The organism is Amycolatopsis lurida (assembly GCF_900105055.1).
GTDB lineage: Bacteria > Actinomycetota > Actinomycetes > Mycobacteriales > Pseudonocardiaceae > Amycolatopsis > Amycolatopsis lurida.
Window position 1 is genome coordinate 5,658,822 of sequence record NZ_FNTA01000004.1, and the last position, 25,680, is coordinate 5,684,501.

A 25,680-nucleotide genomic window follows, 5' to 3' on the forward strand; every position below is an offset into this window, starting at 1 on the left:
TACGCCGTCTGATCACGCGAGTTACGCCTCTGATCACGCGAGTTGCGAGTCCAATCACGCGAGTTACGCCTTCGATCACGCGAGTTACGCCGTCTGATCACGCGAGTTCGCCGTTCGCGCACGCCGTATGCTCACGCCGTGACCATCGTCGACATCCCCGGTTCGAAGTCGATCACCGCCCGAGGCCTGTTCCTCGCGGCCGCCGCCCACGGGACGACCGTACTGGGCAGGCCACTGCGTTCGGATGACTCCGAGGGCTTCGCCGAAGGCCTTCTCAAGCTCGGCTATCAGGTCGCCCGCACTGACGAGGAGTGGACGATCGAAGGCAGGCCCGAAGGCCCAGCCGTCGACAGCGCCGACGTCTTCTGCCGCGACGGCGCCACCACCGCGCGTTTCCTGCCCGCGCTGGCCGCCGCCGGGCACGGCACCTTCCGCTTCGACGCCTCCGAGCAGATGCGCGCCCGCCCGCTGGGCCCGCTGACCGACGCGTTGCTGGAGCTGGGCGTCGACCTCACCTTCGAAGGCGCGCCGGGACACCATCCGCTGGTCGTGCGGGCCGACGGCATCAAAGGCGGGGAGCTGACGCTGGACGCGGGGCTGTCCTCCCAGTTCCTGACCGCGTTGTTGCTGGTCGGGCCCCTGACGTCCGAGGGGCTGCGGATCACCGTGACCGACCTCGTTTCGGTGCCCTACGTCGAGATCACCATCGCGATGATGCGGCGCTTCGGCGTCGAGGTCGTCCGGGACGGCGACACGTTCATCGTGCCGCCCACGCCGTACCGGGCTTGCCGCTACGAGATCGAGCCCGACGCTTCGACGTCCAGCTACTTCTTCGCGGCCGCCGCGCTGACCGGCGACTCGGTGACCGTGCCGGGTTTGGGGGACGGTGCCCTGCAAGGAGATCTGGCCTTCGTCGAGGTCCTGCGGCAGATGGGCGCGGACGTCCAGGTGGGCCCGGACGCCGTGACCGTGATCGGGACGGGCGGACTGCGCGGCGTCACCGTGAACATGCGCGACATCTCCGACACCGTGCCGACGCTCGCGGCCATCGCGCCGTTCGCGGACGGGCCGGTGCGGATCGAGGACGTCTACAACACGCGGATCAAGGAATGCGACCGGCTCGCGGCGTGCGAGGAGAACCTGCGCGCGATGGGTGTTCCGGTCGAGACGGGGCGGGACTGGATCGAGATCCAGCCGGGTGTGCCGACGGGGACCCTGGTGAAGTGCCGGCGGGACCACCGGATCGCGATGGCGTTCAGCGTCACGGGTCTGCGGACGCCGGGGATCACGCTGGACGACCCGGGGTGTGTGAAGAAGACGTTCCCCGGCTTCCACGACGCCCTCGCCGCGCTTCGGGCCTCCTGGGGACTCTGAATACGTCAGTGGAAAACATGGGATCATCACGAAGCGGCATTTCTACCGGGTTCCCGACGTGATCCGCGTCTATTCTCGGCCTATGACTCAGAGCGAGGACGCGAACCGCTGGAGCCACCTTCCCGAGTCCGTGTCCCTGGAGGACACGATCACGATGAAGGCGATCGACCCGGGCAAGGACGGCACGCCCGAAGTCGACCTCGAGCGCTATTGGGCAGCACAGGAACAGGGCTGAACTCCTACTCATCACGCGATTCGGCACCTGGTCGCGGTCGTTGCCACGACCGCCACCAGGTGCCGAATCGCGTTGTCAGGAGGCGCCGCCGGGCTGCCACAGGATGTCGCCGTCCGGATTCGCCAGCCGCGACAGGATGAACAGCAGGTCCGAGAGCCGGTTCAGGTATTTGATCGCCAGCTGGTTCGTCGCGGCCTGCTCGGCCTCGAAAAGCGCCCAGCCGGAACGCTCCGCCCGCCGCGCGACCGTGCGGGCCTGATGCAGGAAAGCCGCACCCGGGGTGCCGCCCGGCAGGATGAACGACGTCAGCTTCGGCACACGCTCGTTGAACTCGTCGCACCAGCCTTCGAGCCGCTCGATGTACCGCTCGGTGATGCGCAGCGGCTCGTACGGCGGGTTCTCCACGATGGGCGCGCACAGATCCGCGCCGACGTCGAAGAGATCGTTCTGGACCGCACGCAGCACCTGCGTGATTTCCTCGGGAAGACCGCCCATCGCGAGCGCGAGCCCGATGACGGAGTTGGCTTCGTCGACGTCGGCGTACGCACCCAGCCGTGGCGAGGTCTTCGGCACGCGGGAGCCGTCGCCGAGCGCCGTGGTGCCGTTGTCGCCGACCTTCGTGTACACGCGGTTGATGCGAACGACCATGAAGCCGACTCTACCGGCCCGGCGTAAGGCAAATCCGGGCGAGAGGGCATGATTGGCGCCCATGAGCGAGCACTTCGACGTGCACGGCGGAGCACGGCTGGTCGGCGAGGTCGACGTGGTCGGGGCCAAGAACAGCGTCCTGAAACTGATGGCCGCGGCCCTGCTGGCCGAGGGTACGACGACCATCACGAACTGCCCCCAGATCCTGGACGTCCCGCTGATGGGCGACGTCCTGCGCAGTGTCGGCTGCGACGTCGTCATCGACGGCGACACCGCCAAGATCACCACTCCGGCCGAGCTGTCGCACCGGGCCGATTCGGCCGCGATGGGCAAGCTGCGCGCGTCGGTGTGCGTGCTGGGTCCGCTGGTCGGACGGCTCAAGCAAGCCGTCGTCGCGCTGCCGGGCGGCGACGCCATCGGTTCCCGTCCGCTGGACATGCACCAGAACGGCCTGCGCAAGCTCGGTGCCACCAGCACCATCGAGCACGGCTGTGTCGTGGCGAAGGCCGACGGGCTGCGCGGCGCGCAGATCTGGCTGGACTTCCCGAGTGTCGGCGCCACCGAGAACATCCTGATGGCCGCCGTGCTCGCCGAGGGCACGACGGTCATCGACAACGCCGCCCGCGAGCCCGAGATCGTCGACATCTGCACGATGCTGACCGAGATGGGCGCGAAGGTCGAAGGCGCGGGCACCTCGACCCTCACCGTCGAGGGCGTCGAGAAGCTGCACCCCACCGAGCATCGCGTGATCGGCGACCGGATCGTCGGCGCGACCTGGGCGTTCGCCGCCGCGATGACCAGGGGCGACCTGACCGTCCGCGGTGTCAACCCGCACTACCTCGACCTGGTCCTCGACAAGCTCCGCCTGGCGGGCGCCGAGGTCGAGACGTTCGACGGCGAGGGGTTCCGCATCGTCCAGAACGAGCGCCCGAAGGCCGTCGACTGGGTGACGCTGCCGTACCCCGGTTTCGCGACCGACCTGCAGCCGTTCGCGGTGGCGTTGTCGGCGGTTTCCGAAGGCACGTCGATGATCACGGAGAACATCTACGAGGCCCGGTTCCGGTTCATCGAAGAGATGATGCGGCTTTCCGGCGACGCGCGCACCGACGGCCACCACGCCGTCGTGCGGGGCGTGGAGAGGCTTTCGAGCGCTCCGGTGTGGGCCGCGGACATCCGCGCCGGTGCCGGGCTGGTCCTGGCCGGGCTCTGCGCGGACGGCGTCACCGAGGTCTGGGACGTCTTCCACATCGACCGCGGTTACCCGCACTTCGTGGAGAACCTGAACCGGCTCGGTGCCCGGATCGAGCGAGTGGCCGGCGAACCCGACCGGGCCTGATCAGGGCAGGGCGACGAACGGCGCGAGGAAGTCACGCGACGTCGGCGAGTCCAGCCGGTAGGTGACGTTGGTGGCGTAGCAGGGCCCGTCGCCGGTGATGGTCGTCGACACCAAGACGCGCTTGCCGCCGATGGTGGCGAAGTTCGGGCCGCCGGAGTCGCCGTAGCAAGCGCCGCCGTTGCCCTGGGGCGCCGTCATCGCCAGCCGCACCCACGTGGTGTTCAGCGCGTTGAAGGTGACCGGCGCCTTCATCCGCACTCCGCCGCCCGGATGGGTGTGCCCGCCGGGCCCCCTCACGGCTTCCTGCGTGCCGTAGCCGGCGACCACGAACGGCGTCGAGTTCAGCCCCTGCGGTCCGAGCGCGTCGAGCTGGCCGGCGCTCGGCAACGTGGCCGGAGTGAAGGTCCAGCGCGCAGCGATCTGCTTCGCGGGCACCTGGACGACGGCGATGTCGTGCGAATCGGCCGAGTTGCCGGGGTAGCCGGGCTCGTTGTGCGCGACCCCTTCCACGGCGACGGCCTTGGCGACCGCCACCGGGTCACCGGGGTACTTCTTCGCCGCGGCGTCGAGACCCCCTTGCACGTCCTGGTCGAGGGAGACGAAGAACCGCACGTTCGCCGGCCAATCGCTGGTGCAGTGCGCGGCGGTGAGGAAGGTGTCGGTGTCGACCATCGTGCCGGAGCACACCCAGTCCACCCGGTCGGCTGTGGCGGGGTCACCGTCGTTGTCCCAGGTCGCGACGAGGGCGCCGACCTCGGTGCGCTCCGGCGCCGGGGTGGCGTTGTAGGAGTTGATCGCGGGCGCGGCGGTGGCGCCGCCCAGCAGCAGGGCGGCGGCCAGCGCCGCGACGGTGGCGGCGGGGGTGAACCTCACGAACGGCCTCCTCGTCTCGTGCTTCCGGAGACGGGATTCAACGTGGTGGGCGCCCGAAAGTCATCCGCCGAAAGTAGTCACGCGTCCCTGCGCCGCCGGGTCCCCGCGTACAGCGCGGCACCCGCGGCCAGCGACCCCAGCCCGGTCAGCAGGACGGGTTCGAGATCGAAACCCGTCTTGGCCAGCGAAGAAGGGCTCGCCGCCGCGCTGACCGCACCGCCGGCGCGGGGTGCGACGGCCGCGGCGTGGGCCGCCTCCGGCACGACCGCGGGGCGTACGACTTCGCCGTGCGATCCCCCGGGCGGGGGAGTCTCGACCGGTGGCTTCGTGGCGGGCGGTGTCCGGTCCGGCACGCAGGCGGTGTGCGCGGGGTTGCCGCGCCCGACGCCGTGGTTGCGGTCGCATTCGTAGCCCGCGTTGGCGTCGGAGCCGCCGGGCAGCTGTCCGGGTGGGTTCTTGTTGTCGGCCTTGCCGACGCAACCGGCGCAGGGTTTACCGGCGGCCTCGCCGCCGCCGTTGCCGTTGGCCGACGGCGAACCGTCGCGTGTGGAGTCGTAAGGCCCGTGCTTGTTGGCACCGTGCCCGGAGAAGTCCGCTTTGGACGGTGGCTGCGGTTTGGTGGTGTCCTTGGCGTGGCCGGGAGGAGCGCCGCCGTTGCCGCGCTCTCCGGCGTCGGCCGGGCCCGCGCCGAGGAGAAGGAGGGAGAAGGCGGCTCCGGCGATAACGCCGTAGGTCTTCTTGTTCATCGAAGCCTCCCTAGGTCGCGCCATTGCGACAACTGGAGTATCGCGTGAACGACCGAAGGGGTTACTCGAACACGAGAGCGGCGCCGAAGCCGACCAGCGCGGTCCCGGTGACGCCGTCGAGCGCGCGGCGGACCTCGCGGCGTTCCAGCCAGGTCCGCACGCGGTGCACGAAGAACAGCAGCAGAAGCTGGGCGATGGTGCCCGCCGCCGCGATGGTGTAGGCCAGCAACAGGGCGTCACCGGTGCCGGTGACGCCGGGGGTCAGGAACTGCGGCAGGACCGACAGGTACAGCACGAGGACCTTCGGATTGGTGAAGTTGGAGAGGAAACCCTCCCGCCAGCGGCGGAATCCGCTCCGCGTGGCGGCGGTTTCGGCGAGACGGCCGTAGTCGCCGCGGAAGGCGCCGATCAGGGCCCGGACGCCGAGGTAGCAGAGGTAGGCCGCGCCCGCCCATTTCACGGCCTCGAACACCGGCCGCGAGTTCATGATGACCGCGCCGAGGCCGAGCGCCGCCGCGCTCGCCTGCGCGAGATTCGCGACGCCGATGCCGAAACAGGCCCAGCCGCCGCCGCGGACACCGCCGGACAGCGCGTTCTTCAGCACCACCATGTTGTCCGGGCCCGGGACGAGCGCCAGCGCCAGCATCATCAGCGCGAAACCGCCGTACACGCCCCAGGTCATGATTCGAGTACCAACGCCGCGCCGAAGCCGACCAGCGCCGTCCCGGTGACACCGTCGAGCGCGCGGCGGACCTTGCGGCGTTCCAGCCAGGTCCGCACGCGGTGCACGAAGAACAACAGCGTCAGCAGCCAGACCGTGCCCAGCACCGCGACGGTGTAGGCGAGCAGCAGCGCGTGCCACGCCGACGTCGTCACGGGATCGAGGAATTGCGGCAGCACCGAGAGGTACAGCACCAGCACCTTCGGGTTGGTGATGTTGGAAAGGAAACCCTCACGGAAGCGGCGGAACCCGCTCGACCGCTGCTGCTTCACCGCCGCGACACCGGAGTAGTCGCCTCGCCACGCACCCCGCAACGCCTGGAAACCGAGGAAGACCAGGTACGCGGCACCGACCCATTTGAGCGTCACGAACACCGGCTGCGACTGCGCGATGACGACGCCGAGGCCGAGCGCGGCGGCGGTGCCCTGGACGGCGTTGGCCACGAAGATCCCGGCCGTGGCGAGGAAACCGCCGCGGGTACCGCCGGAGAGCGAGTTCTTGAGCATCACCATCGTGTCCGGCCCCGGCGCGAGGACGATCAGGACGATGATGACCAGATAGCTGCTGTACGAACTCCACGTCACGGTCACCCACGCTAGACGCCGGGCGCGGGCGAGTCTCGCGGATTTCGGTCACAGTCCCGGCGGCTCCGGCGACTCGCCTGAAGTACATGAAGGACCCCTTCCTGTACCTAGGCGCAAGGAAGGGGTCCTTCATGTACTTGGCACGAGGACTCGGATAGGTCCGTTCGGCCCGGAATTTCACCGACGAACGGACACTCCTCGCCCGTCCCCCGGACGGGTAGTGTGCCGTGGCATGCATGAGGGGCAGATCGACCTCCGTCCAGGCGAACGGGTCATCTGGGCCGGGCAGCCGGTGCGCAGGCCCCTCTTCAATCCCGGCGACCGGTTCAACGTCCCCGTCGGTCTGCTCTGGCTCGGCGGTGTCACGCTGTTCTTCGCCGCCAACCACGACACGGCGTTCCACATGGCCGCGTGGATCGTGCTCACCGCCGCGGGCGTCTTCCATCTCGTCGGCAGGCCGCTGATCCGCTACCTCAGGCTCGCCTCGACCACGTACGCCGTGACGGACGGCAGGGTCATCGCGACCAGTTCGCTCGTCCGCCGCAAGGAGGAGTCCGCGGCGCTGGCCGGCCTGGCGGATCCCGTCGTCACGCCCGGGCCGGGCAAGACCGGGACGATCACCTTCGGCAGGCTCGGCGTGCTGGCGTGGGCGTCGGCGAACTTCGGCGCGGGTACCGGGAAGGACCGCGAGCCGCCGGTCATCCTCGTGGGTGTCAGCGACGTGGCGAAAGTGCAGGAGAAACTCGCGAAAGCCGTGGATGAGGCACGAAACCGCACTCCTTAGCGAGCGCCGGACCGGCCACAACACCTTCACAGTATTTCCGGGTGGTGCCGGATGTGACTCTCTCCTCGTTGGCACGGATTCCCCACAGGCGACGGAAATGCGCAAGCTTTGGAGCAGAACCTTCGGCCTGCCGGCCGCGGGCGGACTTTTCGTCACCGTCGCACCGGCGACGGCGGTGGCGGCGCCACCCGACTTCCGGATCGGTATTCAGCCGGCCGACAACGGCGGCCGCGCGGATTCGGGGTCGAGCAGTTCACCGGCTTCGCCGATTTCGGCAGCAGTGTTTCTCAGTGGGCCGGGGACAGCAACAACTTCGACCCCGCGTTCAGCAGCCTCGGCCCCGTCGCCTACACACCGTGGGCGAGCCAGGGGGTGGCATGACCGATCTGATCACCGACAGCAACTCCTTCGACCCGGACGGGTTCCGCATCGGACTCGAAGTCGTCTGATCCCGGCGTGTCGTCCGCCCGGGGCCCGGGCATCTAAGAATGACCCGACTGTGTTCGATTCAACTGCGCGGCCGATGTTACCGGCCGGTACACTCAGACGGTCGTCCAGCGCCGGAGGTGCACCGTGCCCTATCCCACGGACCGTGAACGGGACCGCCCCTGGGTGATGCGGACCTACGCGGGCCACTCGTCCGCGGCCGCGTCCAACGAGCTGTACCGCCGTAATCTCGCGAAGGGGCAAACCGGTCTCTCGGTCGCCTTCGACCTGCCGACGCAGACGGGCTACGACCCGGATCACCAGTTGTCCAAGGGCGAGGTCGGCAAGGTGGGCGTCCCGGTCTCGCATATCGGCGACATGCGGCGCCTCTTCGACGGCATCCCGCTCGCCGAGGCCAACACGTCGATGACGATCAACGCGCCCGCCATGTGGCTGCTGGCGCTCTACGTCTCCGTGGCACGTGAGCAGGCCGAAGCCGAGGGCCGTGATGTGGACGAGGTGCTGGCCAAGCTCACCGGCACCACGCAGAACGACATCATCAAGGAATACCTCTCGCGCGGCACCTACATCTTCCCGCCGGGACCGAGTCTCCGCCTGATCACCGACATGATCGCGTGGACCGTGCACCACGTGCCGAAGTGGAACCCGATCAACATCTGCAGCTATCACCTGCAGGAAGCCGGCGCGACGCCGACGCAAGAGGTCGCGTACGCGTTGTGCACCGCCATCGCCGTCCTCGACGCGGTCCGCGATTCCGGCCAGGTCGAGCAGGCCGACATGGCCAAGGTGGTCGCGCGGATCTCTTTCTTCGTCAACGCCGGGGTGCGGTTCGTCGAAGAGATGTCGAAGATGCGCGCGTTCACCGCGCTCTGGGACGAGATCACCCGGGATCGTTACGGCGTCACGGATCCCAAGGCGCGGAGGCTGCGCTACGGCGTGCAGGTCAACTCGCTGGGCCTGACCGAGGCGCAGCCCGAGAACAACGTCCAGCGCATCGTGCTGGAGATGCTCGCGGTCTCGCTTTCCCGCGGTGCCAGGGCGCGCGCGATCCAGTTGCCCGCGTGGAACGAGGCGCTCGGCCTGCCCCGGCCGTGGGACCAGCAGTGGGCACTGCGGATGCAGCAGGTGCTCGCGTTCGAGACCGACTTGCTGGAGTACGAGGACATCTTCGACGGCTCGCACGTCATCCAGGCCAAGGTCGACGAGATCATGGCGGGCGCGCGTGAGGAGATCGCGCGCGTCCAGGATCTCGGCGGCGCCGTGGCGGCCGTCGAGAGCGGCTACATGAAGTCCCAGCTCGTCGCCTCGCTCGCGGAGTACCGGCGCGGTATGGAGAACGGCGAGCGGATCCTGGTCGGGGTCAACAAGTTCGAGACCACCGAGCCTTCGCCGTTGCAGGCCGAAGGGGCCAAGGCGATCGAAACGATCGACCCCGCCGTCGAAAAGCAGGCCGTGACCGCGATCGAGGAATGGCGGACGCGCCGAGACAACGCGGCCGCCGAGTCGGCGCTGGAGAAACTGAAGGCCATCGCGAAGACGTCGGAGAACCTGTTCGAGGCCACGATCGACTGTGCCCGCGCCGGCGTGACCACCGGCGAATGGTCGGGCGCGTTGCGCGAGGTGTTCGGCGAATACCGCGCTCCCACCGGGGTTTCCGCGTCGGCGGCCGCGGGTGAGGGCAACGAGGAGATCCGCCGGGTCCGCGAGCGGGTCAAGGCGACCAACACCGAGATCGGCGAGCGGCTGCGGATCCTGGTCGGCAAACCCGGCCTCGACGGGCACTCGAACGGCGCCGAGCAGGTGGCCGTGCGGGCGCGCGACGTCGGTTTCGAGGTGGTGTATCAGGGCATCCGGCTCACCCCGGAGCAGATCGTCGCGGCCTCCGTCCAGGAGGGCGTGCACGTCGTCGGGCTTTCGGTGCTCTCGGGTTCGCATCTCGAGGTCGTGCCGCAGGTCGTGGACGGCTTGCGGGCCGCGGGCGCGGGCGACATCCCGGTCATCGTCGGCGGCATCATCCCGCCCGACGACGAGAAGATCCTGCTGGAGCGGGGGATCGCGAAGGTGTTCACGCCGAAGGACTACGAACTCACCGACATCATGGACGGAATTGTCGGATTGGTGCGGGAGCGCCACGGTCTGAGTACCTAAAGTCACCGTAAATCTCGGTCCCGTAACGGCGGGTGGTTCGTCACCCGCTCACACTGCCCGCGCCAAGGTACCCACCTACGTTTCGATTAAAACCGATTAATCGAAAAGAGGTGCCGCGATGGTGCACGGCGAGTGGTCGAGGCGGGAGTTCTTCCGGCGGTCCGCGGTTCTTGGCGCGGTGACGATCGGTGGTCCGGTGCTGTTGTCCGCGTGCACGACGACGACTTCCGGGGATGCGTTGGAGGCGGCGAAAAGCTCCAAGAAGATCAAGATCGGTATCGCGAACGAAGCGCCGTACGGTTTCACGGACCAGAGCGGCCGGGTCACCGGTGAGGCGCCCGAGGTCGCCCGCGCCGTCTTCAAGGCCATGGGCATCGACAACGTGGACGCCGAAGCGGTCTCCTTCGACCAGCTGATCCCCGCGCTCAACGCCAGGAAGTACGACGTCGTCGCGGCGGGTATGAACATCAAGAAGGAACGCTGCGACGCGGCGGCCTTCTCGATCCCCGACTACTCGGCGCTGACCGCTCTGCTGGTGCCCAAGGGGAATCCGCAGCAGGTGCTGAAGTTCGAGGACATCGCGGCCAAGAAGGTCAAGGTCGCCGTGCTCTCGGCGGCCGTGGAGAAGGGGTACGCCACCGACTCCGGCGTCGCCGAGGACCAGATCGTCACCCTCGATTCGCAGGACAACATGCTCCGCGCGGTCACCGACGGCCGGGTCTACTGTGCCGCGCTCACCGACATCTCGCTCAAGGACGTTCTGGCGAAGAGCCCCGGTGCGGCGGCCGAAGTCACGCCCGGCTTCGATCCGATCAAGGACGGCAAACCGGTCGTGTCCGCCGGTGCCTTCGTCTTCCGCAAGGACGACAACCCGCTGCGCGAGGCGTTCAACGCCGAACTGAAGAAGCTGCACGACAGCGGTGAATGGACGAGGATCGTGACACCGTTCGGATTCTCGGCGGCCAACCTGCCGAAGGCCGACGTGACCACCGAGAAACTCTGCGCGGTGTGACGAGGCGGAACCCATGTCGTCGTCGGTATCGCATATCATCTCGTCCGTCCTCAGTGGACTGACCGCGACCGCCACCGCGGCGCTCGGCGGGATCGCGCTCACCGTGGTGCTCTCGCTGGCCGCCGGGCTGGCGCTGAGGTCCCGGTCCCGGGCGGTGCGCGGGATTTCCCGGGTCTACGTCGAGATCTTCCGCGGCACCTCGGAAGTCGTCCAGCTGTTCTGGCTCTACTTCGTGCTTCCGGTGCTCGTCGGCCTCCAGCTGGTGCCGATGTTCGCCGGAATCCTGGTGCTGGGCCTCAATCACGGAGCCTACGGGGCGGAGATCGTCCGCGGCGCGGTGAACTCGGTCCCGCGCGCTCAGTTCGAGGGCGCCGTCGCGCTCAACCTGAGCCCGGCCCAGCGGATGCGGCGGGTGATCCTGCCGCAGGCGTTCGCGGAAATGCTGCCACCGTTCAACAATCTCTTCATCCAGTTGCTGAAGAGCACCGCATTGCTGTCGTTCATCGGTGTCCCGGAAATGGCTCGCCAAGGTGAACTGCTGCGGCCGGTGTTCAGTGCCGAGATCGGCTGGATCTACGGTACCGAACTCGTGCTCTACCTCCTGCTCGCGCTGCTGATCACGAGCGGGATGCGGCTGCTGGAACGGCGCGCCGCGCGGCGCCTCGGCCGGGCCCCGGCCAAGATGACGGCCACCGCGGGAGGTGTGTGATGGACTGGAGCTGGAAGTCTGCCTTCGATTCGGTTCCCCTGCTGCTGGAAGGGCTTCTCGTCACCGTCGAGATCACCCTGCTCGCCTCGGCGGTCGCCTACGTGCTCGGCCTGGTGTTCGCGTTGGTCCACCGCACCGGGATTCCCGTGCTGTCCCAGGCGGTCCGGCTGTTCATCGAGTTCGTCCGCAGCACGCCGCTGCTGATCCAGGTGTTCGTTCTCTACTACGTGATCCAGCCGGTGGGCGGCATGACCTTGTCCCCGTTCGCCACCGGTGTCATCGCGCTCGGCGTGCATTACGCGACGTACGCGGCCGAGGTCTACCGTGCCGGGATCGAGGCCGTCCCGAAAGGACAGTGGGAGGCCGCGACCGCGCTGAACCTCCCGAGGTCGCGGGTGTGGACCGCGGTCGTCCTGCCGCAAGCGGTTCCGCGGGTGCTGCCCGCGCTCGGCAACTACACGATCTCGATGTTCAAGGAAACCCCGTTGCTGCTGGCGATCGGCGTCGTCGACGTCCTGGCGAGGGCGAAAGAGGTCGGTGCCGACACGTTCCGCGTCGTCGAGCCGTACACCTTGGCCGGGGTGCTGTTCCTGCTGGTGAGCCTGCCGGCTTCGATTCTGGTGAGAAGGTTGGAGCGACGTGCCGCCCACAGTTGATTCCCCGATGATCCGGTTCTCGCAGGTGGTCAAGTCCTACGGGGACCACGTCGTGCTGCGGGACCTCGATTTCACCGTCGCGCCGGGGGAGTTCGTCTCGCTGATCGGGCCGAGCGGGTCCGGGAAGACGACGATCCTGCGGCTGCTGATGACACTGGAGAAGGTCGACGGCGGGACCATCGAGGTCTGCGGCGACTACCTGAGTCATATGAAGCGCGGCGGGAAACTGGTGCCCGCGGACGAGAAGTACCTGCGGGAGGCGCGCAAACGGATCGGCATGGTGTTCCAGCAGTTCAACCTGTTCCCCAACATGAACGTGCTGCGCAACATCACCGAGGCGCCGATCCGTTCGCTCGGCGTCCCCAGGGACGAGGCCGAGGCGCGGGCCGTCGAACTGCTGGAAATGGTGGGGCTCACGGAAAAGAAGGACGCGCACCCCACGCAGCTGTCCGGCGGCCAGCAGCAGCGCGTCGCGATCGCCCGTGCGCTCGCGATGCGGCCGGACGTGCTGCTGCTGGATGAGGTGACCTCGGCGCTCGACCCGGAACTGGTCGCCGACGTCCTGCGCGTGCTGCGTGAGATCGCGACGTCCACCGAGATCACGATCCTCTGTGTCACCCACGAAATGCAGTTCGCGCGCGATGTCTCGGATCGGGTGATGATGTTCGACCAGGGGCAGGTGCTGGAGGACGCCACGCCGGACAAGCTGTTCAACGATCCGGAGCACGACCGGACGCGGCGGTTCCTCAAGGCGGTCATCGACCGGGCGTAGCAGAGCAGCTGCGGCAGGGCGTCGGTACAGGTGGTCGTGAGTGGTAAGTGTCGTTAGAACGACACTTACCACTCACGACCACCCCGGCCGAAGTGGACCGGGAGCCTCAGCGGAGCATGTCGCGAAGGCCACTTTCGGGACGTCAGATGTCGCGAAGGTGGCCTTCGCGACACCGTCGCCTGCCCGAGGTGTTGTTTGAGGGCCAGGCAAAGGTGGCGGGTTGCGAAAGCCACTTTCGCAACGTTGAAGGTTGTGAAAGTGGCTTTCGCAACGTCGATGGGCGAGCCCACCGCGCGTCACTGGAGCGCGCTCAGGATCTCCTTCGTCGAGGTGACCGTGGCGAATCCGCCACCGTGCAGGTTCGTCGCGGTCGCCTTGGCCAGTTCGTCGGCGGTCAGGACGCCGCCGTCCGGCCCGGCGAGATCGAAGGTGAAAGTGGCATCGAGCGCGAAAGTCACGTCGTAGCCGAGGTTCCCGCCGACGCGCGCGGTGGTCTCGCAGCAGAAGTTCGTCTGGATACCGGCGAGCACGAACGACGTGATGCCCCGGGTCTTCAGCCACCCGTCGAGATCGATGTCGCCGTGGAAGGCCGAGTTGACCTTCTTGCCGAACACCAGGTCCGCTCGCACGCCGTCGAGTTCCGGCTTGAAGTGGTTGCCCTCTTGCCCCGGTCGCAGCGACGAGCCGGGTTTCACGGAGTCGTGGTGCACCAGCACGATCGGCAGCCCGCGCTCCTGCCAGGCGTCGACGAGCGCCTTGATGTTGGCCTCCGCGCCGGGATTGTTGCGCGGGCCCCAGACGGGCTTGTCGAAGCCGCGCTGGACGTCGATCACGAGCAGGGCCTTGTTCTCAGTGGTCATGGCTTCGAGTTTCCTGCTTCCGGCTGCCGTAGGGGAGTGGCAGAAGAAGCGCGATGCGGTACTTTTCTGCCATGCGAACCGTGGGTGTGCTCCTCCTGCCGGGCAGCCGGTCCTTCGACCTGGGTGTGATCGGTGAGGTCTGGGGTGTCGACCGGACCGACAGCGGCATCGGCCCCTTCGAGGTCCGGCTCTGCGCGGCGGGCCGCGGCTCGGTCGCCGTCCATCCGCTCGGCCGGATCGAGGCCACGCATGGGCTGAGCGGGCTGGCGGGCTGCGACCTCGTCCTCGTGCCCGGCCGGGTGGATCCGCACGCCGAGGTGCCCGCGGCGGCGGTCGCCGCGCTGCGCAAGGCACACCGGGCGGGGATCACCGTGGCGTCGCTGTGCTCCGGGGCCTTCACCCTCGCCGCGGCCGGGTTGCTCGACGGCCGGTCCGTCACCACGCACTGGCGGCTGCTGGACGACCTCGAAGCCGCCGCTCGCGACGCCGTCGTCCAGCGAGATGTCCTGTTCACCGACGAGGGTGACGTCCTGACCTCCGCCGGGGTGGTCGGCGGCCTGGATCTCTGCCTGCATCTGGTGCGCCGCGAGCACGGCGCCGAGGTCGCCGCCGCCCTTGCCCGGCGGCTGGTGATGCCGCCCGCGCGGGAGGGCGGCCAGCGGCAGTACGTCGACAATCCGCTACCGCCCAAGCCGTCGCGGCCGAGTGTCTCGTCCACAATGGACTGGGCGCTGGAGCGGATCGCCGACGACATCGGCGTCGACGACCTCGTCGGGCACGCCGGGCTGAGCGAGCGGACCTTCCACCGCGAGTTCGCGGCGGCCACCGGCGTGACACCGGGCCGGTGGCTCCGCGCGCAGCGGGTGCGGCTCGCGCGGCGGCTGCTGGAGACCACCGAACTCCCGGTCGAGCGGGTCGCACAGCGATCCGGCCTCGGCACGGCCGCCAACCTGCGACGACGGCTCCGGGCCGACGTCGGTGTCGGCCCCGATTCGTATCGCCGGACGTTCCGGTCGGTTACCGTCGAAGCATGGCCGAGTACGAGCACATCCTCGTGAAGCGGGACGGTGACACCGTCACGATCACCATGAACCGCGCCGCGCGGCGCAACTCACTGTCGGCGGACCACCTCGCCGAGCTGCTCGCGGCGTTCCGCGAGACCGGGGAAACCGACGCCACCGGCATCGTCCTGGCAGGCGCCGGACCGGTTTTCTCGGCGGGACACGACTTCGGCGACGTCGCCGCACGCGAGCTGATGGGCGTCCGCGAGCTGCTGCGGCTGTGCACGGACCTGATGGGCACGATGCAATCCGTCCCGCAGGTCGTCGTCGCGCGGGTGCACGGGCTCGCGACCGCGGCGGGCTGCCAGCTGGTGGCCTCGTGTGACCTCGCCGTCGCCGCGGAGTCCGCCGGCTTCGCCCTTCCCGGTGGCAAGGGCGGCTGGTTCTGCCACACGCCCGCGGTGCCGGTGGCGCGCGCGATCGGGCGGAAACGCCTGATGGAGCTGGCGCTCACCGGCGACGTCATCGACGCCGCGACCGCCCTGGACTGGGGTCTGGTGAACCGCGTCGTACCGGACGACTCGCTGGACGAAGCCGTCGCTTCGCTGCTCGGCCGTGCGACGCGAGGGAGCCGGGCCAGCAAGGCGATGGGCAAGCAGACCCTCTACGCGCAGCTGGACCGGCCCGAGGCCGACGCCTACGCGCTGGCACTGGAAGTGATGGCTTCGGCTTCGCAGCTGCCCGGTGCACGTGAGGGGATGGCGGCCTTCCTGGAGAAGCGTTCGCCGGTCTGGCCCGACTGAGTTCAGAGAACGCGCTCGCGCATGAGCAGAAGCGTGTAGGCGGCCAGCGTCTGTGCGTCGGTGATGTCGCCCGAAGCGATCATCTTTTCGAGTTCGCCGCGCTCGAACCACGCCGTCCGCATGTCCTGCTCCTCGACCTCGCGCTGGGCTTCGCCCTGGGTGAGATCGGTGGCGAGGAACACGTGCCCGCGCTGACTCGAAAACCCGGGCGCGACGTCGGTCTTGCCGAGGTCGGCCATCGAGCCCGCGATCAGCCCGGTCTCCTCCCGCAGTTCGCGGGCGGCGAGTTCCAGCGGCGGGACGTCGGCCAGTTCGGGCGCGGTGCCCATGGGGAACTCCCAGCGCCGCATCCCGACCGGATAGCGGAACTGCTCGACCAGGTGAAACCTGGCGCCGTCGAACGGGATCACCACGGCACAGGTCGGTTTGTCGACGACGGCGTAGATCCCCTCGGAACCATCGAGCCGCCGGACGGCGTCCTCGCGCACGGTCATCCAGGCGTTCCGGTACACCTCGCGGGAGCTGACACGCTGAACGGGGTCCATGCGCACAGTATCGCCGTGCTTGTCCTACCCTCGCGGGGTGCGCCTTGTGATCGCTCGCTGCCAGGTCGACTACGCCGGCCGTCTGACCGCCCATCTGCCGATGGCCACCCGGCTGCTGCTCGTGAAGGCCGACGGCTCGGTGTCCGTGCACTCGGACGACCGCGCCTACAAGCCGCTGAACTGGATGAGCCCGCCGTGCTGGCTGATCGAGGACGGCAAGCTGTGGATCGTCGAGAACAAGCAGGGGGAGAAGCTCGTCATCACGATCGACGAGATCTTCCACGACCACGCCCAGGAACTCGGCGCGGAACCGGGACTGCAGAAGGACGGCGTCGAGGCGCACCTGCAGGAACTGCTCGCCGAGCACATCAAGACCCTCGGCGACGGCTACACCCTGGTGCGGCGGGAGTTCCCGACCGCGATCGGCCCGGTCGACATCATGGCCCGCGACGCCGACGGTGCCAGTGTCGCCGTCGAGATCAAACGGCGCGGCGAGATCGACGGCGTCGAGCAGCTGACGCGGTACCTCGAACTGCTGAACCGCGACCCGCTGCTGGCGCCGGTGCAGGGTGTCTTCGCGGCGCAGATCATCAAGCCGCAGGCGCGGGTGCTGGCCGAGGACCGGGGGATCCGGTGCCTCACGCTGGACTACGACGCGTTGCGCGGCATCGAATCGGACGAGTTCCGCCTGTTCTGAGCCGGAAGTACGTGAAGGACCCCTTCCTTGCGTCTAGTGCAAGGAAGGGGTCCTTCACGTACTTGGGAGCCTTCACCTGCAGCCGTTGTGACCGCTGATGCCTGTGGGGCGAGTGTGGCGACCCGCGAGTCTGTGGCCGACCGGGGCCGGAATCCGAACACCTCCGGCCAGAACCGTCCTTACCGCACACGAGGGCGACCGCACGTTCCTGTCCGGACACTGAACAGCCGATATCGAATCGAGTCCTCGGATTCGTATCTGCATTCTTTCTCGCGCCACAGAATGCCCGAAAGGGCGGCGGGAAATTAACGAACTCGCGTTCTTTCGCACAAGAACCAGCTATTTCTGTGCCATTCGGGTGAACGCCGGATTGGCCGGTCTCGCGCTGTGTCACACTCGATTTCCGCGAGGGGTACCGCCGACCTGCGGCGGTCGCGGGTGCAGGGGTGATATGCCATGGCCGATTCTCGGAAGAACGTCGATCTCGTGCTGGAAGGCGGCGGTGTCAAAGGCATCGGGCTGCTCGGCGCGGTGCTGGAGTTGCACGAAGCAGGCTATTCGTTTCCCCGGATCGCCGGGACGAGCGCGGGCGCGATCGTCGCGACACTGGTCGCCGCGTATCAGAAGGCGGGGAAGGATCTCGGTGGGCTGGAAGCGGTGATGAACGACTTGGACTGCCGCCGTTTCCAGGACCAGTCCCTGCTCGACAAGGTCGCCGGGCCGATCGGGGACGGCGTCGATCTGCTGCTGCACGACGGGATGCATTCCGGTGACTATCTCACCGAGTGGCTCACGCCCTTGCTGGAAGGGATCGGCGTGCGCACTTTCGCCGATCTCGCCATCGAGGATCCCGAAGGTACTTTGCTTCCGTATCAACGGTATTCCCTCGTCATTCACGTGAGCGACCTGACTCGCCGCGTACTCGTCCGGTTGCCTTGGGATTATTCCCAGTACGGCCGCGATCCCGGTGCGGAGAAGATCGTCGATGCCGTCCGCGCGTCGATGTCGATCCCGCTCTATTTCCGGCCGGTGCAGTTCGCCGTCCGCCCCGAGGGGACCGTCACGTGGGTCGACGGTGGCTTGCTGTCGAACTTCCCGATCACCGTCTTCGACCGGACCGACGCGAAGAAGCCGCGGTGGCCGACCTGGGGCGTGAAGCTGTCCGGGGAACCCGCGGGCGGCAAGGACAAACCGGTGAAGAGCGCGTTGCGGATCGCCATCGGTTCGCTCGAAACCCTGATGTCGGACTGGAATCGTTACCGGTTGCACGAGGAAGGTGTGAACCGGCGGACGGTGTACGTCGACACGACCGGGATTTCCGCCGTCGACTTCGGGCTCGGCGAAGAGGAGAAGAAGCGCCTCTTCGAAAGCGGGCGGGAGGCCGCGCGGCGGTTTCTGGAAAAGATCGTGCAGCAGTGAACTCGCCGGCGGTATTCCGGTGGGATGAGGGATAGGAGGATCCCATGCGTTATCGCCCGATCGGCAGTGACCCGGCGGACGGCCGCCTCGGCCGGTTCGTCCCGGACGACTGGCGCCACGTCGAGCGCTATCCGTTGACCGCGCTGGCCACCGAGGACCGGCCCACTCGGTCGCCGGTCGTCATCGGTGTCAACTGGTACAAGGAATTCGACGTACCCGAGAAGGATGAGAAGTCCGGCGAGTTCTTCGTCGCCAAGGGCGGCGCGAAATCGCTCACCAGGATCCGCGGCGGGCACTGCGTCTGCCTCGAACCCGGTGAATCGACCGACGGCGACACCCAGTACGCCTTCTACGACCAGGGCAAGGAAGGCGCCTGCGTCGGTTTCGGCTGGTCGCGCTGCATGACGATGTTCAACGGCGACCTGTATGCCGCGCGGTGGCTGTGGGACCAGTCGAAGCTGCGTGACGAATGGGGCGAGACCAACCCCGGCGACAACAACGGCACGTCCGTCCGCGCGGCGGCCGAGGTCCTGCTCGAACTGGGCCACGTCCCGTGGTCCGAGACCTACACGGACGACGACCACGTCAAGCGGGCCGCCTACACGCCCGACGTCAAGAACGGCCTCCACGCCTATCGCTGGGCCAAGTCGGTCGACGAGGTGCACGAGGTCCTCGGCAACCCGCGTGCCGACGAACTCGGCGCCGTGCCGTTCCTCAACTCGTGGGGCTCGGGCTACCCGCACCGCACGTACATGCCGGACGACGTCCTCGCCCGGTTGATCAGGGAAGACGGCGAAGTGGGCCTGCCCACGGACCGGTAAACCCCCACCGGTCACGGGAAAGGGCCGTTCCGGCGACGGAGCGGCCCTTTTCCGGCTGCGTCCTAATCCTCGAAGGTGATCCCGGTCCGCACTCGCACTTCGGTTTCCGGGCACCCCGAGCCGGCGGGACGTTCGGCCGTGAACGTGTACCCCTGGCCGCTCGCCACGGGGAACTCGACGCGCACCAGGTTGTCACGGGAGACGGCTTCGGCGGCCACCGCGCCGCCGACCGAGACGTGCCACCGCACCTCCGCCTCGCAATCGGGCAGTTCGACGGACAGCATGCCGGTACCTCGTTTCGAAGGCCGGTGGACACCCTCGAACCGGGTCTCGACCTTTCCGCCGGGAGCCAGTTCGTAGATGTGCATCGGTGCGCATAGCGTCGCTTCGCCCGCGTTCGGGCACTCCTGCACCGTCCTGGGCGCGTCGCCACCCGCGACCGTGGTTCGCACGTGATCCGGCATGGACGCCAGCAGCAGCGCGATCAGACCGGCGGCGGCGAGAAAACCCGCCGCTGAAGTGGTTGTGGCCAGTACGGCGCGCACCCGCCGCCTGATGGTCTCGACCCGCTCCCGTGCGGCGGCTTCCACGCGCTCCAGTACCTCGGGCTTGTCCGTGGCCGCGGAGATGAGCAGCGCGAGATCGCGGGTCGTCCCCTTGGTGGCCCGGTATGTCATCCAGGCCGCGAGGACCGCCAGCAGAGCGCTGACGATGCCCGCGATCCAGGACGCGCGCTCGACGAGGGTCCAGTCCATCGAGGCAGCCAACCGGCCTCACCGCGCCGCCGGGACGGCAGTTCTGCCGGTGAGCGGACAGGAATTGTCCCGAAACAGACACGCCCACGCGGTCGCCGCCCACCCGCACTGCCGTTCCTGAATCCATGCAGTATGGTCCGCGATTGACGTGATCCAGGCGTTTCTCGTGGACATTTTCACTATGGAGGTGAGTCGGTTGCACGTGCTGGCCGATGCGAACCTGCGGCTCGACGCAAGTCCGATCGACTACGTCCTGCTCGCCTTCTATTTCGCGCTGGTGCTCGGCATCGGGTACATGGCGCGAAGGTCGGTCTCGAGCAGCCTCGACTTCTTCCTCTCCGGCCGCTCGCTGCCCGCCTGGGTCACCGGTCTCGCCTTCATCTCGGCGAACCTCGGCGCGGTCGAGATCATGGGCATGTCGGCCAACGGCGTGCTCTACGGCCTGCCGACCGTCCATTACTTCTGGATCGGCGCGATCCCGGCGATGCTGTTCCTCGGCATCGTGATGATGCCGTTCTACTACGGCTCGAAGGTCCGCAGTGTCCCGGAGTTCATGCTCCGCCGGTTCGGCAAACCCGCCCACCTGGTCAACGGCATCAGCTTCGCGAGCGCGCAGATCCTCATCGCGGGCGCGAACCTGTTCCTGCTCGCCAGCGTGGTGAACCTCCTGCTCGGCTGGCCGCTGTGGGTGTCGATCATCGTCGCGGCCGCGGTCGTGCTCTCCTACACCGCGCTCGGCGGCCTCTCCGCCGCGATCTACAACGAGGTCCTGCAGTTCTTCGTCATCGTCGCGGCGCTGCTGCCGCTGACCATCGTCGGCCTGGTGAAGGTCGGCGGCTGGCAGGGCCTGGTCGACAAGATCACCGCGAGCCCCGGCGGCGAAGCGCAGCTGCACTCGTGGCCGGGTGACAACCTCACCGGCTTCGGCAACAGCTTCCTGTCGGTGCTGGGTCTCGTCTTCGGTCTCGGTTTCGTGCTGTCGTTCGGTTACTGGACGACGAACTTCGTCGAGGTCCAGCGCGCGATGGCGTCGAAGAGCATGTCGGCCGCGCGGCGAACGCCGATCATCGGCGCCTTCCCGAAGATGCTGGTCCCGTTCATCGTGATCATCCCCGGCATGATCGCCGCGGTCACCGTCTCCGAGTACGTCCAGGACAAGCAGATCCTGCTCGAGGGCGGCGACGCGCCCAGCGGCGTGACCGCGAACAACGCGATCCTGCTGCTGATGCGCGACCTGCTGCCCAACGGCATGCTCGGCGTCGCGCTCGCCGGTCTGCTCGCGTCCTTCATGGCCGGTATGGCCGCGAACCTGAGCTCGTTCAACACCGTGTTCACCTACGACATCTGGCAGTCGTACGTGAAGAAGAACGAGTCGGACGGCTATTACCTGCGGCTCGGCCGCCTGGTCACCGCGATCGGCACCGTGCTCGCGATCGGCACCGCGTTCATCGCGTCGAACTCCGGGAACATCCTGACCTATCTGCAGGACCTGTTCTCCTTCTTCAACGCGCCGCTGTTCGCCACCTTCATCCTGGGCATGTTCTGGAAGCGGATGACGCCGACGGCGGGCTGGGTCGGCCTGGTGTCCGGTACCGCCTCCGCGATCACCGTGTGGCTGCTGTCGCAGGCCGGGGTCCTCGGGCTCACCGGGCAGGGCATCAGCTTCGTGGCCGCCGGTACCGCGTTCGTCGTCGACATCGCGGTCAGCGTCGGGGTCTCGCTCGCCACCGCGCCGAAGCCGGAGGCTCAGCTGGTCGGCCTCGTCTACTCCCTCACCCCGAAGGAGTCGCTGAAGCACGACGAGACCGGCGACGACGCGGGCTGGTACCGCAAGCCGGGACTGCTCGCGGGCATCGTGCTGATCCTGACCATCGTGCTCAACATCATCTTCTAGGAGGCCGGAGATGGCTGCGTCGCAAGCTCCCAAGAAGGCCGGCGTCTTCGACATCCGGCTGATCATCGCGCTGCTCATCGGCGGCTACGGGCTGGTGCTCACGATCATGGGCCTGTGGTTCACCACCGAGGAGGAGCTGGCCAAGGCCGCCGGCGTCAGGATCAACCTGTGGGCGGGCATCGGCATGCTGGTGTTCGCGGCGCTGTTCGTGCTGTGGGCGAAGCTGCGCCCCATCGTGGTCCCGCCGAGCACCGAGGGCGAATAGCCGGGTTGTCCGGACACCGGCGAGGAGCTCCGGCTACCGTGCACTTCGTGCTGTTCAACGCTCGACGTCGCCGGATCGCGTCCGTGCTGGCCTTGGTGGCCGCGCTCGGCGCGGTGTCGGCCTGCGGTCAGAACCTCGGCAAGGCCAACTTCGCCCGGACCACCGTCGCCGCCGAAGGTGGCTCCGGCGGGGTGCCCGACGGGGACATCAACGATCCGGCGGTCACCCCCGCGGTGCTGCGCACGATCGACCCGTGCGGGCTGGTGAGCAAGGAAGTCATGGGCGGCCTCGGCACGCCGGAGGACCCGACGGCCAATCTCAGCTCGTTCGGCACCTGCCGGGCGAAGGCCGTGGACGCCGGAGGCAAGGCACTCACGGTCAGGGTCGAAATCGGCGCGTCGATCTACTCCTCGGCCAACGGCGTCACCGTTTCGGCGGTCGACGGGCTGCCGCAGATCGAGCGGAAGGACAAGGACGGGAAGAGCTGCGACGTCGGCATCATGACCCTGCGCAAGCCTGAGCGCGGGATCAGCTTCTCGGTCACCTACGACGGCGGCGACGCGTGCGCGACAGGCCGCGCGGTGGCCGCGAAGGCCGTGAAGAGCCTGCACGCGTCACCGGCGAAATACCCGGCCGTCGCGGGCACGCTCACCGCTGTCGATCCGTGCACCGCGGCCGACACCGCCGCCCTCAACGAGGTGGTGCCGCATGGCGCGAGCACGCTGACCACCTTCCACTCCTGCGATTGGACGCCGGGCTCCAACCCGAGGATCTCGATCAATTTCCGCCGCGGCCTTCCGCCGGAGGAACGCGACGGGACCAAGAAGATCGACATCGACGGCGTCAGCGCGTACCAGAAGATCGGCAGCGGCAGTGACGCCGAGTGCAAGATCGAGTGGCAGCACAAGCCGTGGGCGGACGACGAGGTCGAGATCGCCAGCGTGATCTACAAGAACTACGACGAGAAGAAGGACGAAGCGGCGTCGTGCGGGAAGGCGGCGAAGGTCGCCAAATCGGTGATCTCCAAGCTGCCGAAGCCCTGACGCTGGCGGCATCCGGCCGGGCGAGGTAGGAAGGGGACACCCCACCCGCCGACGGCCGGAGGCCACCCTTGAAGAAGATCATCAACGACCCGAAGACGGTGGTCGCGGAATCCCTGCGCGGACTCGCCGCGGCGCACGCGGACGTCCTGCGCGTGGAAGACGACCCGGCGCTCGTGGTGCGGGTGGACGCGCCCGTGGCGGGCAAGGTCGCGGTGATCTCCGGCGGCGGCTCCGGGCACGAGCCGCTGCACGGTGGCTTCGTCGGGCAGGGCATGCTCGCGGCCGCCGTCCCGGGCGCGGTGTTCACCTCGCCGACGCCGGATGCCGTGGAGGCCGCGGTCAAGGCCACCACCGGGGACGCGGGCGCGCTGCTGATCGTGAAGAACTACACCGGCGACGTGCTCAACTTCGAGACCGCCGCGGAACTCGCCGCCGCCGAAGGGCTGGACGTGCGCAGCGTGGTGATCGACGACGACGTCGCGGTCAAGGACTCCACCTACACCGCCGGCCGTCGCGGGGTCGGCGGCACGGTACTGCTGGAGAAGGTCACCGGTGCCGCCGCCGAACGAGGCGACACGCTCGACGCCGTGGAGGCCTTGGCGCGCAAGGTGATCGGCCAGGTGCGGTCGATCGGCGTCGCGCTCACCGCGCCGACCGTGCCCCACGCGGGCGAGCCGAGTTTCGACCTCGCCGACGACGAGATCGAGTTCGGCATCGGCATCCACGGTGAACCCGGTATCGAGCGGACCGCGGTGGTGACGGCCGACGAACTCGTCGCGCGCATGGTGGAAGCGGTGGTCACGGACCTGCCCTTCGCCGAGGGCGACAAGGTCCTGCTGTTCACGAACTCGATGGGCGGGACCCCGCTGGTCGAGCTGTACCTGGCACACGGGATCGCCGAGCGGCTGCTGGCCGAGCGTGGGATCGTGGTCGAACGGCGGCTGGTGGGGCCGTACATCACCAGCCTCGAGATGCAGGGGATGAGCCTGACGTTGCTGAAACTGGACGACGAGCTGACCGAGTTGTGGGACGCGCCGGTGAACACCCCGGCCCTGAGGTGGGGAGTCTGATGGCCTGCACCGCCGAGACGTTCGCCGCCGCCTTGCGGGCGACGGCCGCCGTGATCGCCGAGCATCGAGCCGAACTGGTCGACCTCGACCGCGCGATCGGCGACGCCGACCACGGCGAGAACATGGACCGGGGCTTCGGCGCCATCGTGTCCGCTTTGGACTCCGCGACTCCCGAAACCCCCGCCGCGGTCGCGAAGCTCGCCGCCACGACACTGATCTCGAAGGTCGGTGGCGCGGCGGGCCCGTTGTACGGCACGGCTTTCCTGCGCGCGTCGGTCAAACTGGGCGACGCGGCCGAAGTGGACGGTCCGCTGCTCGTCGAGGCCCTGCGCGCGGCACTCGAAGGAGTGCAGGCGCGCGGCAAGGCCGTCGGGGGAGACGCGACGATGGTCGACGCCCTGATCCCCGCCGTCTCCGCCGCCGAGGAAGCCTCCGGCTCCGGCATCGCGGAGATCCTGACCGCCGCGGCGGACGCCGCGGACAAGGGCGCCGAGTCCACTGTGGAGCTCGTACCGCGCAAGGGCCGGGCCTCGTACCTCGGCGAGCGGGCAAAGGGCCATATGGACCCCGGCGCCCGTTCGACGGCTCTGCTGCTGCGCGCGTTCGCGGAGGCCGCCAAGTGAGCGTCGGAATCGTGCTCGTTTCCCACAGCGCCAAACTCGCCGAAGGGCTCGCGGAACTCGCCGCGCAGATGGCGCCGGACGTCACCATCGCGGCTGCGGGCGGCCTGGCCGACGGCGGGATCGGGACGGATTACGACGAGGTCGTCGCCGCGACGCAGCGAGCCGATTCGGGCGCGGGCGTCGTCCTGCTGTACGACCTCGGCAGCGCGCAGATGACCGCGGAACTGGCCGTCGAATCGCTCGCCGACCCGTCGGCCGCGGTCGTCGTGGACGCGCCGCTGGTCGAAGGCGCGATCGCCGCCGCCGTCGCGGCACAGGGCGGGGCGGACCGCAAGGCCGTCGCCGAAGCGGCCGCGTCGGCGGGCGCGCCACCGGACCTGACGTTCGACGAAGGCGCGCAGGACGGCGAGAGCAGTGTCGAGCTCACGCTGCGGAACGACGTCGGGTTGCACGCGCGGCCCGCCGCGGTACTGGTCCGGAGCATCGCGGGGCTGGACGCGCAGGTCACCGTGCGGCTCGGCGACGAGACCGCGGACGCCAACAGCGTGCTCGCGCTGATGGCGCTCGGTGCCCGTCAGGGCGACCGGATCGAGGTTCGCGCGAAGGGTGCGCAGGCCGGCGAAGCACTCACCAAGATCAAAGATCTCGTGGACCAGAACTTCGGCGAGTGAGCTGAAGGACGCTTTCCCCTCATCTCGTGCGGTGATGGGCGCTTTCGCCGCGTCACATGCGGGGAAAGCGTCCTTCAGCTCTCTTACGCGAGTGACACTTACTCGATTCGGAGGGTGACAGCCGCTGCTTTCCACGCCCCGGCATGGCACGATCGGAGAAACTACCAG

At 68.3% G+C, this 25,680-nt stretch carries 28 protein-coding genes; 20 read left to right on the plus strand and 8 right to left on the minus strand.

Annotated features, from left to right (window positions below; genetic code table 11):
* Positions 1 to 138: 138 nt before the first annotated feature.
* The gene (gene aroA / locus BLW75_RS32235) at positions 139 to 1,374 is read left to right on the plus strand and encodes a 3-phosphoshikimate 1-carboxyvinyltransferase (RefSeq protein ID WP_034308933.1); all 1,236 of its coding nucleotides are present in this window, start codon (positions 139 to 141) and stop codon (positions 1,372 to 1,374) included.
* A gap of 82 nt (positions 1,375 to 1,456) precedes the next feature.
* Positions 1,457 to 1,609 carry a hypothetical protein gene (locus BLW75_RS32240; RefSeq protein ID WP_233598867.1) on the plus strand — a complete coding sequence of 51 codons (153 nt, stop codon included), beginning with the start codon at positions 1,457 to 1,459 and terminating at the stop codon, positions 1,607 to 1,609.
* 75 nt (positions 1,610 to 1,684) lie between these two features.
* Here the strand turns inward: BLW75_RS32240 and BLW75_RS32245 are convergent, their stop codons facing one another.
* Positions 1,685 to 2,257, minus strand: coding sequence for a cob(I)yrinic acid a,c-diamide adenosyltransferase (locus BLW75_RS32245; RefSeq protein WP_034308929.1), 573 nt, complete (start codon positions 2,255 to 2,257; stop codon positions 1,685 to 1,687).
* 61 nt (positions 2,258 to 2,318) lie between these two features.
* On the opposite strand from BLW75_RS32245, the gene murA reads away from it, so the two are divergent.
* Entirely contained in the window at positions 2,319 to 3,593 is a 1,275-nt protein-coding gene (gene murA / locus BLW75_RS32250; RefSeq protein WP_034308927.1) for a UDP-N-acetylglucosamine 1-carboxyvinyltransferase, read from the plus strand.
* On the opposite strand, the gene BLW75_RS32255 is transcribed toward murA, so the two are convergent.
* From BLW75_RS32255 to BLW75_RS32270, 4 genes are all read right to left on the minus strand, one after another.
* A complete protein-coding gene (locus tag BLW75_RS32255; protein WP_034308924.1) occupies positions 3,594 to 4,466 on the minus strand; it encodes a trypsin-like serine protease in 873 nt (290 codons plus the stop codon).
* 77 nt (positions 4,467 to 4,543) lie between these two features.
* The gene (locus BLW75_RS32260) at positions 4,544 to 5,212 is read right to left on the minus strand and encodes an LPXTG cell wall anchor domain-containing protein (RefSeq protein WP_241783441.1); all 669 of its coding nucleotides are present in this window, start codon (positions 5,210 to 5,212) and stop codon (positions 4,544 to 4,546) included.
* Positions 5,213 to 5,273: 61 nt separating this feature from the next.
* Positions 5,274 to 5,894, minus strand: a complete 621-nt coding sequence (locus BLW75_RS32265) for a LysE family translocator (protein ID WP_034308920.1) — start codon at positions 5,892 to 5,894, stop codon at positions 5,274 to 5,276.
* Complete coding sequence (locus tag BLW75_RS32270; RefSeq protein ID WP_034309269.1) at positions 5,891 to 6,517, minus strand: LysE family translocator; 627 nt, start codon at positions 6,515 to 6,517, stop codon at positions 5,891 to 5,893. The genes BLW75_RS32265 and BLW75_RS32270 overlap by 4 nt, the downstream gene beginning before the upstream one ends.
* A 232-nt stretch (positions 6,518 to 6,749) precedes the next feature.
* Between BLW75_RS32270 and BLW75_RS32275 the strand changes: the two genes are divergently transcribed.
* From BLW75_RS32275 to ehuA, 6 genes are all read left to right on the plus strand, one after another.
* On the plus strand, positions 6,750 to 7,301 hold the full coding sequence (locus BLW75_RS32275; protein ID WP_034308916.1) for a YdbT family protein: 552 nt from the start codon (positions 6,750 to 6,752) through the stop codon (positions 7,299 to 7,301).
* A 573-nt stretch (positions 7,302 to 7,874) separates the two neighbouring features.
* The gene (locus BLW75_RS32280) at positions 7,875 to 9,896 is read left to right on the plus strand and encodes a protein meaA (RefSeq protein ID WP_091598741.1); all 2,022 of its coding nucleotides are present in this window, start codon (positions 7,875 to 7,877) and stop codon (positions 9,894 to 9,896) included.
* Positions 9,897 to 10,014: 118 nt separating this feature from the next.
* Positions 10,015 to 10,908 (plus strand): ectoine/hydroxyectoine ABC transporter substrate-binding protein EhuB, encoded by an 894-nt coding sequence (ehuB, locus tag BLW75_RS32285; protein WP_034308914.1) that lies wholly within the window; start codon positions 10,015 to 10,017, stop codon positions 10,906 to 10,908.
* 13 nt (positions 10,909 to 10,921) lie between these two features.
* On the plus strand, positions 10,922 to 11,617 hold the full coding sequence (ehuC, locus tag BLW75_RS32290) for an ectoine/hydroxyectoine ABC transporter permease subunit EhuC (RefSeq protein ID WP_034308912.1): 696 nt from the start codon (positions 10,922 to 10,924) through the stop codon (positions 11,615 to 11,617).
* Positions 11,617 to 12,273, plus strand: a complete 657-nt coding sequence (gene ehuD, locus BLW75_RS32295; protein ID WP_034308910.1) for an ectoine/hydroxyectoine ABC transporter permease subunit EhuD — start codon at positions 11,617 to 11,619, stop codon at positions 12,271 to 12,273. Before ehuC ends, ehuD begins: the two co-directional genes overlap by 1 nt.
* 7 nt (positions 12,274 to 12,280) lie before the next feature.
* Positions 12,281 to 13,045 carry an ectoine/hydroxyectoine ABC transporter ATP-binding protein EhuA gene (ehuA, locus tag BLW75_RS32300; RefSeq protein ID WP_034308907.1) on the plus strand — a complete coding sequence of 255 codons (765 nt, stop codon included), beginning with the start codon at positions 12,281 to 12,283 and terminating at the stop codon, positions 13,043 to 13,045.
* Positions 13,046 to 13,341: 296 nt separating this feature from the next.
* On the opposite strand, the gene BLW75_RS32305 is transcribed toward ehuA, so the two are convergent.
* Positions 13,342 to 13,905: a cysteine hydrolase family protein gene (locus BLW75_RS32305; protein WP_034308904.1), complete on the minus strand. Its 564-nt coding sequence runs from the start codon at positions 13,903 to 13,905 to the stop codon at positions 13,342 to 13,344.
* 71 nt (positions 13,906 to 13,976) lie between these two features.
* Here BLW75_RS32305 and BLW75_RS32310 point away from each other — a divergent pair, with 71 nt between their 5' ends.
* Positions 13,977 to 14,963, plus strand: coding sequence for a GlxA family transcriptional regulator (locus tag BLW75_RS32310; RefSeq protein WP_034308901.1), 987 nt, complete (start codon positions 13,977 to 13,979; stop codon positions 14,961 to 14,963).
* Positions 14,936 to 15,709 carry an enoyl-CoA hydratase-related protein gene (locus BLW75_RS32315; protein WP_034308899.1) on the plus strand — a complete coding sequence of 258 codons (774 nt, stop codon included), beginning with the start codon at positions 14,936 to 14,938 and terminating at the stop codon, positions 15,707 to 15,709. The genes BLW75_RS32310 and BLW75_RS32315 overlap by 28 nt, the downstream gene beginning before the upstream one ends.
* A 2-nt stretch (positions 15,710 to 15,711) precedes the next feature.
* Here BLW75_RS32315 and BLW75_RS32320 read toward each other — a convergent pair whose 3' ends face one another.
* On the minus strand, positions 15,712 to 16,254 hold the full coding sequence (locus tag BLW75_RS32320) for an NUDIX domain-containing protein (protein ID WP_034308897.1): 543 nt from the start codon (positions 16,252 to 16,254) through the stop codon (positions 15,712 to 15,714).
* 37 nt (positions 16,255 to 16,291) lie between these two features.
* Between BLW75_RS32320 and nucS the strand changes: the two genes are divergently transcribed.
* The 3 genes from nucS (at position 16,292) to BLW75_RS32335 (ending at position 19,191) form a co-directional block, all read left to right on the plus strand.
* Positions 16,292 to 16,951, plus strand: a complete 660-nt coding sequence (gene nucS / locus BLW75_RS32325) for an endonuclease NucS (protein ID WP_034308895.1) — start codon at positions 16,292 to 16,294, stop codon at positions 16,949 to 16,951.
* A 456-nt stretch (positions 16,952 to 17,407) separates the two neighbouring features.
* Entirely contained in the window at positions 17,408 to 18,370 is a 963-nt protein-coding gene (locus BLW75_RS32330; protein WP_034308892.1) for a patatin-like phospholipase family protein, read from the plus strand.
* Positions 18,371 to 18,414: 44 nt separating this feature from the next.
* On the plus strand, positions 18,415 to 19,191 hold the full coding sequence (locus tag BLW75_RS32335) for a hypothetical protein (protein WP_034308889.1): 777 nt from the start codon (positions 18,415 to 18,417) through the stop codon (positions 19,189 to 19,191).
* A 62-nt stretch (positions 19,192 to 19,253) separates the two neighbouring features.
* Here BLW75_RS32335 and BLW75_RS32340 read toward each other — a convergent pair whose 3' ends face one another.
* On the minus strand, positions 19,254 to 19,946 hold the full coding sequence (locus BLW75_RS32340) for a hypothetical protein (RefSeq protein ID WP_034308887.1): 693 nt from the start codon (positions 19,944 to 19,946) through the stop codon (positions 19,254 to 19,256).
* Positions 19,947 to 20,142: 196 nt separating this feature from the next.
* On the opposite strand from BLW75_RS32340, the gene BLW75_RS32345 reads away from it, so the two are divergent.
* The 6 genes from BLW75_RS32345 (at position 20,143) to dhaM (ending at position 25,512) form a co-directional block, all read left to right on the plus strand.
* On the plus strand, positions 20,143 to 21,840 hold the full coding sequence (locus BLW75_RS32345) for a sodium:solute symporter family protein (protein ID WP_034309265.1): 1,698 nt from the start codon (positions 20,143 to 20,145) through the stop codon (positions 21,838 to 21,840).
* Between the two features lie 10 nt (positions 21,841 to 21,850).
* Positions 21,851 to 22,105, plus strand: coding sequence for a hypothetical protein (locus tag BLW75_RS32350; RefSeq protein WP_034308885.1), 255 nt, complete (start codon positions 21,851 to 21,853; stop codon positions 22,103 to 22,105).
* 47 nt (positions 22,106 to 22,152) lie between these two features.
* A complete protein-coding gene (locus tag BLW75_RS32355) occupies positions 22,153 to 23,148 on the plus strand; it encodes a DUF3558 domain-containing protein (protein ID WP_241783439.1) in 996 nt (331 codons plus the stop codon).
* A gap of 68 nt (positions 23,149 to 23,216) precedes the next feature.
* On the plus strand, positions 23,217 to 24,218 hold the full coding sequence (dhaK, locus tag BLW75_RS32360; protein WP_034308881.1) for a dihydroxyacetone kinase subunit DhaK: 1,002 nt from the start codon (positions 23,217 to 23,219) through the stop codon (positions 24,216 to 24,218).
* A complete protein-coding gene (gene dhaL / locus BLW75_RS32365; RefSeq protein ID WP_034308878.1) occupies positions 24,218 to 24,841 on the plus strand; it encodes a dihydroxyacetone kinase subunit DhaL in 624 nt (207 codons plus the stop codon). Before dhaK ends, dhaL begins: the two co-directional genes overlap by 1 nt.
* Positions 24,838 to 25,512, plus strand: coding sequence for a dihydroxyacetone kinase phosphoryl donor subunit DhaM (gene dhaM / locus BLW75_RS32370; protein ID WP_034308875.1), 675 nt, complete (start codon positions 24,838 to 24,840; stop codon positions 25,510 to 25,512). The genes dhaL and dhaM overlap by 4 nt, the downstream gene beginning before the upstream one ends.
* Positions 25,513 to 25,680: the final 168 nt, after the last annotated feature.

Excerpts from the sequence above, each read along its gene's own strand:
- BLW75_RS32320 (WP_034308897.1), bottom strand. The coding sequence starts at position 16,254 with ATGGACCCCGTTCAGCGTGTCAGCTCCCGCGAGGTGTACCGGAACGCC.
- BLW75_RS32260 (WP_241783441.1), bottom strand. The coding sequence starts at position 5,212 with ATGAACAAGAAGACCTACGGCGTTATCGCCGGAGCCGCCTTCTCCCTC.
- BLW75_RS32245 (WP_034308929.1), bottom strand. The coding sequence starts at position 2,257 with ATGGTCGTTCGCATCAACCGCGTGTACACGAAGGTCGGCGACAACGGC.
- BLW75_RS32310 (WP_034308901.1), top strand. The coding sequence starts at position 13,977 with ATGCGAACCGTGGGTGTGCTCCTCCTGCCGGGCAGCCGGTCCTTCGAC.
- BLW75_RS32330 (WP_034308892.1), top strand. The coding sequence starts at position 17,408 with ATGGCCGATTCTCGGAAGAACGTCGATCTCGTGCTGGAAGGCGGCGGT.
- BLW75_RS32265 (WP_034308920.1), bottom strand. The coding sequence starts at position 5,894 with ATGACCTGGGGCGTGTACGGCGGTTTCGCGCTGATGATGCTGGCGCTG.
- BLW75_RS32340 (WP_034308887.1), bottom strand. The coding sequence starts at position 19,946 with ATGGACTGGACCCTCGTCGAGCGCGCGTCCTGGATCGCGGGCATCGTC.
- BLW75_RS32305 (WP_034308904.1), bottom strand. The coding sequence starts at position 13,905 with ATGACCACTGAGAACAAGGCCCTGCTCGTGATCGACGTCCAGCGCGGC.
- BLW75_RS32275 (WP_034308916.1), top strand. The coding sequence starts at position 6,750 with ATGCATGAGGGGCAGATCGACCTCCGTCCAGGCGAACGGGTCATCTGG.
- ehuB (WP_034308914.1), top strand. The coding sequence starts at position 10,015 with ATGGTGCACGGCGAGTGGTCGAGGCGGGAGTTCTTCCGGCGGTCCGCG.
- dhaL (WP_034308878.1), top strand. The coding sequence starts at position 24,218 with ATGGCCTGCACCGCCGAGACGTTCGCCGCCGCCTTGCGGGCGACGGCC.
- ehuC (WP_034308912.1), top strand. The coding sequence starts at position 10,922 with ATGTCGTCGTCGGTATCGCATATCATCTCGTCCGTCCTCAGTGGACTG.
- ehuA (WP_034308907.1), top strand. The coding sequence starts at position 12,281 with ATGATCCGGTTCTCGCAGGTGGTCAAGTCCTACGGGGACCACGTCGTG.
- BLW75_RS32240 (WP_233598867.1), top strand. The coding sequence starts at position 1,457 with ATGACTCAGAGCGAGGACGCGAACCGCTGGAGCCACCTTCCCGAGTCC.
- BLW75_RS32335 (WP_034308889.1), top strand. The coding sequence starts at position 18,415 with ATGCGTTATCGCCCGATCGGCAGTGACCCGGCGGACGGCCGCCTCGGC.
- BLW75_RS32315 (WP_034308899.1), top strand. The coding sequence starts at position 14,936 with ATGGCCGAGTACGAGCACATCCTCGTGAAGCGGGACGGTGACACCGTC.
- ehuD (WP_034308910.1), top strand. The coding sequence starts at position 11,617 with ATGGACTGGAGCTGGAAGTCTGCCTTCGATTCGGTTCCCCTGCTGCTG.
- BLW75_RS32350 (WP_034308885.1), top strand. The coding sequence starts at position 21,851 with ATGGCTGCGTCGCAAGCTCCCAAGAAGGCCGGCGTCTTCGACATCCGG.
- murA (WP_034308927.1), top strand. The coding sequence starts at position 2,319 with ATGAGCGAGCACTTCGACGTGCACGGCGGAGCACGGCTGGTCGGCGAG.